This window comes from Aeromonas sp. R10-1 (genome assembly GCF_040908465.1).
In the GTDB taxonomy this organism is placed as follows: Bacteria; Pseudomonadota; Gammaproteobacteria; order Enterobacterales; family Aeromonadaceae; genus Aeromonas; species Aeromonas caviae.
The window spans coordinates 24,508-30,684 of record NZ_JBFODT010000029.1 but is presented as its reverse complement, the minus strand read 5'-3'; the positions used below and the strand labels follow the sequence as shown (position 1 = coordinate 30,684).

The 6,177-nt window shown below is 65.2% G+C and carries 6 protein-coding genes and 1 tRNA gene; 5 read left to right on the top strand and 2 right to left on the bottom strand.

Features of this window, described 5'->3' with window-relative positions; all coding sequences use genetic code 11:
• A tRNA-Tyr gene (locus tag AB5Y93_RS15170) sits at positions 1-82 on the bottom strand.
• Between the two features lie 223 nt (positions 83-305).
• Positions 306-1,394, bottom strand: a complete 1,089-nt coding sequence (locus AB5Y93_RS15165) for a ketoacyl-ACP synthase III (RefSeq protein ID WP_042880524.1) — start codon at positions 1,392-1,394, stop codon at positions 306-308.
• A gap of 200 nt (positions 1,395-1,594) precedes the next feature.
• Between AB5Y93_RS15165 and AB5Y93_RS15160 the strand changes: the two genes are divergently transcribed.
• The 5 genes from AB5Y93_RS15160 to AB5Y93_RS15140 all read left to right on the top strand — a co-directional run bounded on the left by AB5Y93_RS15160 (position 1,595) and on the right by AB5Y93_RS15140 (position 6,076).
• The gene (locus AB5Y93_RS15160) at positions 1,595-2,548 is read left to right on the top strand and encodes a LysR family transcriptional regulator (RefSeq protein ID WP_368229743.1); all 954 of its coding nucleotides are present in this window, start codon (positions 1,595-1,597) and stop codon (positions 2,546-2,548) included.
• Positions 2,549-2,676: 128 nt separating this feature from the next.
• Positions 2,677-3,288 (top strand): LysE family translocator, encoded by a 612-nt coding sequence (locus tag AB5Y93_RS15155; protein ID WP_039041052.1) that lies wholly within the window; start codon positions 2,677-2,679, stop codon positions 3,286-3,288.
• Positions 3,289-3,465: 177 nt separating this feature from the next.
• Positions 3,466-5,328, top strand: coding sequence for a U32 family peptidase (locus AB5Y93_RS15150; protein WP_368229742.1), 1,863 nt, complete (start codon positions 3,466-3,468; stop codon positions 5,326-5,328).
• A 117-nt stretch (positions 5,329-5,445) separates the two neighbouring features.
• The gene (locus tag AB5Y93_RS15145; protein WP_041995799.1) at positions 5,446-5,775 is read left to right on the top strand and encodes a DHCW motif cupin fold protein; all 330 of its coding nucleotides are present in this window, start codon (positions 5,446-5,448) and stop codon (positions 5,773-5,775) included.
• A gap of 43 nt (positions 5,776-5,818) precedes the next feature.
• Positions 5,819-6,076, top strand: a complete 258-nt coding sequence (locus AB5Y93_RS15140) for a DUF1272 domain-containing protein (protein ID WP_010673281.1) — start codon at positions 5,819-5,821, stop codon at positions 6,074-6,076.
• Positions 6,077-6,177: the final 101 nt, after the last annotated feature.

The following is a 6,177-nucleotide window of genomic DNA, read 5'->3' as shown; positions in this document are numbered from 1 at the left end:
TGGAGGGAGAAGGATTCGAACCTTCGAAGGCAGAGCCGTCAGATTTACAGTCTGATCCCTTTGGCCGCTCGGGAACCCCTCCCCAAGTGCGAGGCCGCATACTACCAGATCCGGCAAGGTTGTGAACCCCTTGGCCGCATTCTGACGACAAAAAAGTGTCAAGTGGTCATTTTTTGATATGTTTCGCTCAAAATTCACACTTTTCAATGACTTTTATGTCGCTGCCGAAACGGCGAGGGGACGTAGGGGGGCTGGCAGCCAGGAGCCACGGGACTCCTGGCGGATCATGGGGCGCTGGCGCTCGCTCAGGCGTCGGCGGGGCGGGCCTGCTGGCAACCCTGCACCGCATGGGCGATGAGTTCGAGGGCGCTTTGCTCGCAGGGGGGCAGCACCTCGTCGCAACTCGCGATCGGGGTGACGCGGTCTCCCCACTTGATGAGGGCGGCGCCCCAGGTCAGCCCGGCCCCGAAGGCGGCGGTCAGCAGGTAGCTGTTCGGCTTGACCCGACCCTGCTCCAGCGCCTCGCACAGGGCGATGGGCACGGTGGCGGCGGAGGTGTTGCCGTACTGCTCTATGTTGACCATCACCTTCTCCATGGGGGCGTTCATCCGCTTGGCCAGGGTCTCGATGATGCGCACGTTCGCCTGGTGCGGCACGATGAGGTCGATCTGCTCGGGGGCGATGCCGGCCTGGGCCAGTACGGTGCCGGTGGCTTCGCCCATGCCGCGCACGGCGCGCTTGAAGATCTCCTGCCCCTCGAAGTTGAAGGTGAAGAGGCCGTCAATGTCGGCGAAACGCACCCGATCCGTACCGAAGTTCGGCACGTGCAGTATCTCCCGCGCTTCGCTGTCACAACCGAGCTTGCTGGCAATCAGGCCGCTCTCCTGCTCGCTCGCCTCGATGATGACGGCGCCTGCGCCATCCCCGAACAGCACGGCGGTGTCGCGCTTGGCCCAGTCCAGCAACTGGGTCAGCCGCTCGGCACCGATCACCAGCACCCTTTGCATCATGCCGGTCTGCACCAGGGAGGTGGCGACCGAGAGGGCATAGACGAAGCCGGTGCAGGCGGCGTTGAGGTCGAACACCGCCGCCTTGTGGGCGCCGAGGGCCTGCTGCACGGCGGAGGCGCCATTGGGGACCAGCGTGCCCGGTGTGGCGGTCGCCAGGATGATGCCATCGAGGGCGGCGGCGTCCAGACCTGCGCACGCCAGGGCGCGACGGGCGGCCAGGGTGGCGAGCGCCTGGGTGCTGACATGGGAGACCCGGCGGGCCTTGATGCCGGTGCGCGGGTAGATCCACTCGTCCGAGGTATCCATGATGGTGCCGAGGTCATCGTTGGTCAGCGAGGCGGGGGGCAGGCATTTTCCCCACCCGGTGATAGTGGCGTATGTCATCTTGTCGTCGCTTGTCGTGATGGCCGCCCTGGGGCGGAAAGTGGCGAAATTATGCCGCACGGGGCGTTCACTGTCATCCTGCGGTCCCCCCAGTGTAAGGGGAGTGGCGGGAGCAAGACCGTGATTTTGCTTAAATTTCCGCTTCTCCTTGCCGTAAGATGAAGGCCCGATCCCGGCGACCCCTTCCCGAGGTGACTCCTGTGCACAAAGCAAATCTCAATCTCTTGCCCACCCTCAAGGTGCTGCTGGAGACCCGCAACATCAGCCGGGCGGCGGAGCTGCTGAACCTGAGCCAGCCCTCCATCAGCAAGCAGCTCGGCCAGCTTCGCAGCGAGTTTGGCGATGAGCTGCTGGTGCGGGAAGGGCAGCGCTGGCTGCTGACCCCGCGGGCCGAGGCCCTGGCGGCCCAGCTTGCCGATTCCCTCGGGGCCCTGGAGCGGCTCTACGAGGCGCCGGAATTTGCCCCCGAGCGCTGCGAGCGGGTGTTTCGGCTCGCCTCCTCCGACTATGTGGCCCAGCACATCTTGCCGGACATCTGTGCGGCCCTGGCGAGGGCCGCCCCCCGGGCGGCGCTGGAGTACAGCCTGTGGGACAAGCGCCAGTTGCCCCAGCTCTGGCAATCGGAGCTGGACATGGTCTCCACCATCACGGAGCTGGTGCCGGACCAGATCCGCGGCCTGCATCAGGGGGAGGACAGGCTGGTGGTGCTGATGGGGCGCCATCACCCGCTCTCTGACATGGCGCTCAGCCTGGAGGATTACCTCGCCTGGCCCCACCTGCAGGTGAGCGGGGGCGGGGACAAGGACAGCCCGGTGGAGCAGGTGCTGGCCCCCCGAGGGCTCTCCCGCCGCTGGTTTGCCCGGGTGCCCTTCTTCCAGGCGGCGGTGGAGGTGCTGCTGCGCACAGACTGTCTGATGACCACCCCGGCCCATATCGCCTGGCAGCTCTCCCGGGAACATGCCCTGAGTTTTTGCGATCTCCCCTTCGCCACCCGGGTCCAGCAGTATCATCTGCTGTGGCACCAGCGCCACCACCTGGATCCGGCTCACCGCTGGTTTCGCGAGCTGGCCTATCCCTTCCTGCGGGATCACCTGCAATTCACCCTGGGGGAGAGTCGCAAGCAGTTGGCTGGAGGGTCGCAGGCGGGCCATTGATGGCAGCGGGTTGTGCCACTCTATAACCACTGGCTATGGACTCTATTCATAACTTTCACTTCTGGCATAGCGAGCCACCCCCTACCCTGATCCCGGGTGACAACAATCGACACGAAGGAAGAGAAGGTATGGAGCTGACGAGTTGGCTGGCGCTGGCCGCCATTTGCGTGATGGGGGCCATCAGCCCGGGGCCGAGCCTGGCACTGATCATCCGCAATACGGTGCAGGGAGGGCAGGGCCACGGGGTTGCCACGGCGCTGGGCCACGGCCTGGGAGTGGGCATCTATGCGCTGATCACGGCCCTCGGCCTCGCCATCCTGATCACCCAGACCCCGCTGCTGTTCGATCTCATCCGCTACGGCGGCGCGGCGTTTCTCGCCTGGCTCGGGATCAAGGCGTTGCTGGCCAGGCCCGCTGGGGGGGAGGCAGGCAAGGAAGAGGGGCACCCGCCACGGGGACGTCAAGGGGCGTTCGAGGGCTTTATGGTGGCCTTCTTGAACCCCCAGCTCGCCATCTTCTTTATCGCCCTGTTCAGCCAGTTCGTGCACGCCGACACCGGCTGGCGTGAGGGGGGCATCATGATGCTGACCGCAGGCGGCATCGATGCGCTCTGGTATGTGCTGGTGGCCCTGGTGCTCTCTCGCGGGCCCGTACTCGCCTGGCTCAAGGCCAAATCCACCGTGATCGACAAGGTGAGCGGCCTGGTGCTGCTGGGGCTGGCCCTCAAGGTCGTGATCTAGCTCCGCGTCGGGTGCCAGCGTAGTCGGCACTCTCTCAGGGCCGGGGGATGAGGGGCAGCCAGATGTCCTTGTACCGGGTCAATCCTGCATTCTGCGGTGATCTTAAGCGGGATCAAGGCGGGGGGCGGGGAGTCTGGCTAGAGTGGCGGCCATTTGCAGCCCTTCGAACCGGACGCTATGCGCGATCAAAACCATCACAACCGCCTGGAGTTGCTGGCCCCGGCCAAGAACCTCGCCTATGGCATCGAGGCCATCAACCACGGCGCCGATGCCGTCTACATGGGGGGCCCTGCCTTCGGTGCCCGCAGCGCGGCGGGCAACAGCCTCGAGGACATCGAGGCCCTGGCCCGCCATGCCCACCGCTTCGGCGCCCAGGTCTTCGTCGCCTTCAATACCCTGCTGCACGACCACGAGCTGGAGCAGGCCCGGCGCCTGACCCATCAGATCTACGAGGCAGGGGCCGATGCGCTGATCGTGCAGGACATGGGACTGCTGGCGCTCGATTTGCCCCCCATCGCGCTGCACGCCAGCACCCAGACCGACAACCGCACCCCGGAAAAGGTAAAGTTTCTGCAGGACGTGGGCTTCTCCCAGGTGGTGCTGGCCCGCGAGCTCTCCCTTGCGCAGATCCGCGAGATAAGCGCCGCCACGAGCGTGCAGCTGGAGTTCTTCATCCACGGCGCCCTGTGCGTCTCCTACAGCGGCCAGTGCAACATCAGCCACGCCCGCACCGGGCGCAGCGCGAACCGCGGCGAGTGCGCCCAGCTCTGTCGACTGTCCTGTTCCCTGCAAACGCCGGCGGGGGAGGTGCTGGTGGAAAACAGCCACCTGCTCTCCTTGAAAGACATGGATCAGACCGACAACCTGGAGGCGCTGATCGCCGCAGGGGTCCGCTCCTTCAAGATTGAAGGGCGCCTCAAGGGGCTCGACTACGTCAAGAACGTCACCGCCTGGTATCGCCAGAAGCTGGACTCCATCCTGGCGAGCCGCCCCGATCTGGTGGCCGCTTCCGCCGGTCGTTGCAGCTACACCTTTACGCCGGATCCCAAGAAGAGTTTCAACCGGGGCAGCACCGACTACTTCCTCCATGGCCGACAGCCAGGCATCGACTCGCCGCGCAGCCCGAAATACGTCGGGGAGCCGCTCGGGCGCGTCACCAGCGTGACCCGCGATGGCATCGAGATCGACGGCCAGGCCGTTGCCCTCAACAACGGCGATGGCCTCGGCTTCTTCAAGCCGGGGGGCGAGCTGGTGGGCATGCGCCTCAATAAAGTGGAAGAGAAGGCACAGAGCAAGCGGTTACTCCTGTCGGAACCCATGCCCGGTCTCAAGGTGGGCACCGAGATCTTTCGCAACCACGATCAGGCCTTCAGCAAGCAGCTCGAAAAGGGGAGCGCGGATCGCCGCATCCGGGTCGATATGCGGCTATCGGAGTGCGACGAGGGACTGCGGCTCACGCTTACCGACGAGCAGGGCATTGGCGCCGCCGTCACGCTCCCCTGCGACCAGCAGCCGGCGGACAACCCGGAACGGGCGCTGCAACAGGCCAGGGATCAGCTCGGCAAACTCGGCAACACCCTGTTTGTGGCTCGCCAGATTGAGTTGGCATTCACTCGCCCGCTGTTTATTGCGGCTTCACAGCTTAACGGATTGCGCCGGGACGGCATTGCCGCCCTGGAGGCGGCCCGTCTGGCTGCCTACCGGCGACCCGAGCGGCGCATTCCCCTGCGAGGCGCCGTTTATCCCCAGCATCGGCTCTCCTACCTCGGCAACGTGCTGAACAGCGCGGCGGAGCAGTTCTTTCGCGAACACGGGGTGGGGAGCATCGCCCCCGCGTATGAGGCGAACAAGGAGGAGCGGGAAGTGGTGCTGATGACAACGAAGCACTGCATCCGCTACAGCCAGCAGATCTGCCCCAAGGAGGTGCCCGGTCTCAAGGCCGAGCCCCTGGAGCTCAAGATGGGCAAGGAGAGTTTCCGCCTGCGCTTTGACTGCCACCGCTGCGAGATGCAGGTGATGGGCAGCCTGAAGAGGGGATGATTGCCCGTGTGGGCATGGGGCTGGAGCGGATTTGATGGCAGTATGGGGCGCGGCCTTGTCACGGATATCCCGTGGTGAGGCGCCTTCCCCCAGCCTTCTTCTGACAAAGGATCCGTCATGAACATCAATGCACTGCCGTTTTGCACCACGAACTGGGCCGAGGTCCCGCCGACCGAACACAAGGGAGAGCGCGGCGTCGCCCGCTGGCACACCCGGCAGTTCGGGGATCTGCGGGTGCGAATGGTGGAGTACTCCCCCGGGTATCTGGCGGATCACTGGTGCAGCAAGGGCCATGTGCTGCTCTGCCTCGAAGGGGAGCTGCACACCGAGTTGCAGGATGGCCGCGTCTTCACCCTGACGCCGGGCATGAGCTACCAGGTGGCGGACAACGCCGAACCCCATCGCTCCTATACCGAACTGGGCGCTCGCCTCTTTATCGTCGACTGAGCCGCCCTCTTTCCCGCTTCCCCTTGTGCATCAGGATCTTGCCATGCTTGAACTCAGACCCAACTGCGAGTGCTGTGACCGGGATCTGCCCGCCGACACGGCGACGGCCTACATCTGCTCCTTCGAGTGCACCTTCTGCGCCGAGTGCAACGATCAGTATCTGCACCTGACCTGCCCCAACTGTGGCGGCGAGCTGGTCAGGCGCCCGCGCCGCCCGGCGGCCAAGCTGGTGAACAACCCCGCCTCCCTCCAGCGCGTCTTCAATCCGGCTCTGAAAGCGGCGCTGGGCAAGGGGGGCTAGGGCCCTCCCTTCATGAGAACGGCTGGCAACTGGCTCGCCCCTGTGGCTCTTGACCTTCTCCCGGCGGCAGCCCCTATCAAGGGGGCTCACACCAAAGGAGC

What these genes read in the sequence shown, in the direction of transcription:
- AB5Y93_RS15165 (WP_042880524.1), bottom strand. Translation starts at nt 1,394, where the DNA reads ATGACATACGCCACTATCACCGGGTGGGGAAAATGCCTGCCCCCCGCC.
- AB5Y93_RS15150 (WP_368229742.1), top strand. Translation starts at nt 3,466, where the DNA reads ATGCGCGATCAAAACCATCACAACCGCCTGGAGTTGCTGGCCCCGGCC.
- AB5Y93_RS15145 (WP_041995799.1), top strand. Translation starts at nt 5,446, where the DNA reads ATGAACATCAATGCACTGCCGTTTTGCACCACGAACTGGGCCGAGGTC.
- AB5Y93_RS15155 (WP_039041052.1), top strand. Translation starts at nt 2,677, where the DNA reads ATGGAGCTGACGAGTTGGCTGGCGCTGGCCGCCATTTGCGTGATGGGG.
- AB5Y93_RS15140 (WP_010673281.1), top strand. Translation starts at nt 5,819, where the DNA reads ATGCTTGAACTCAGACCCAACTGCGAGTGCTGTGACCGGGATCTGCCC.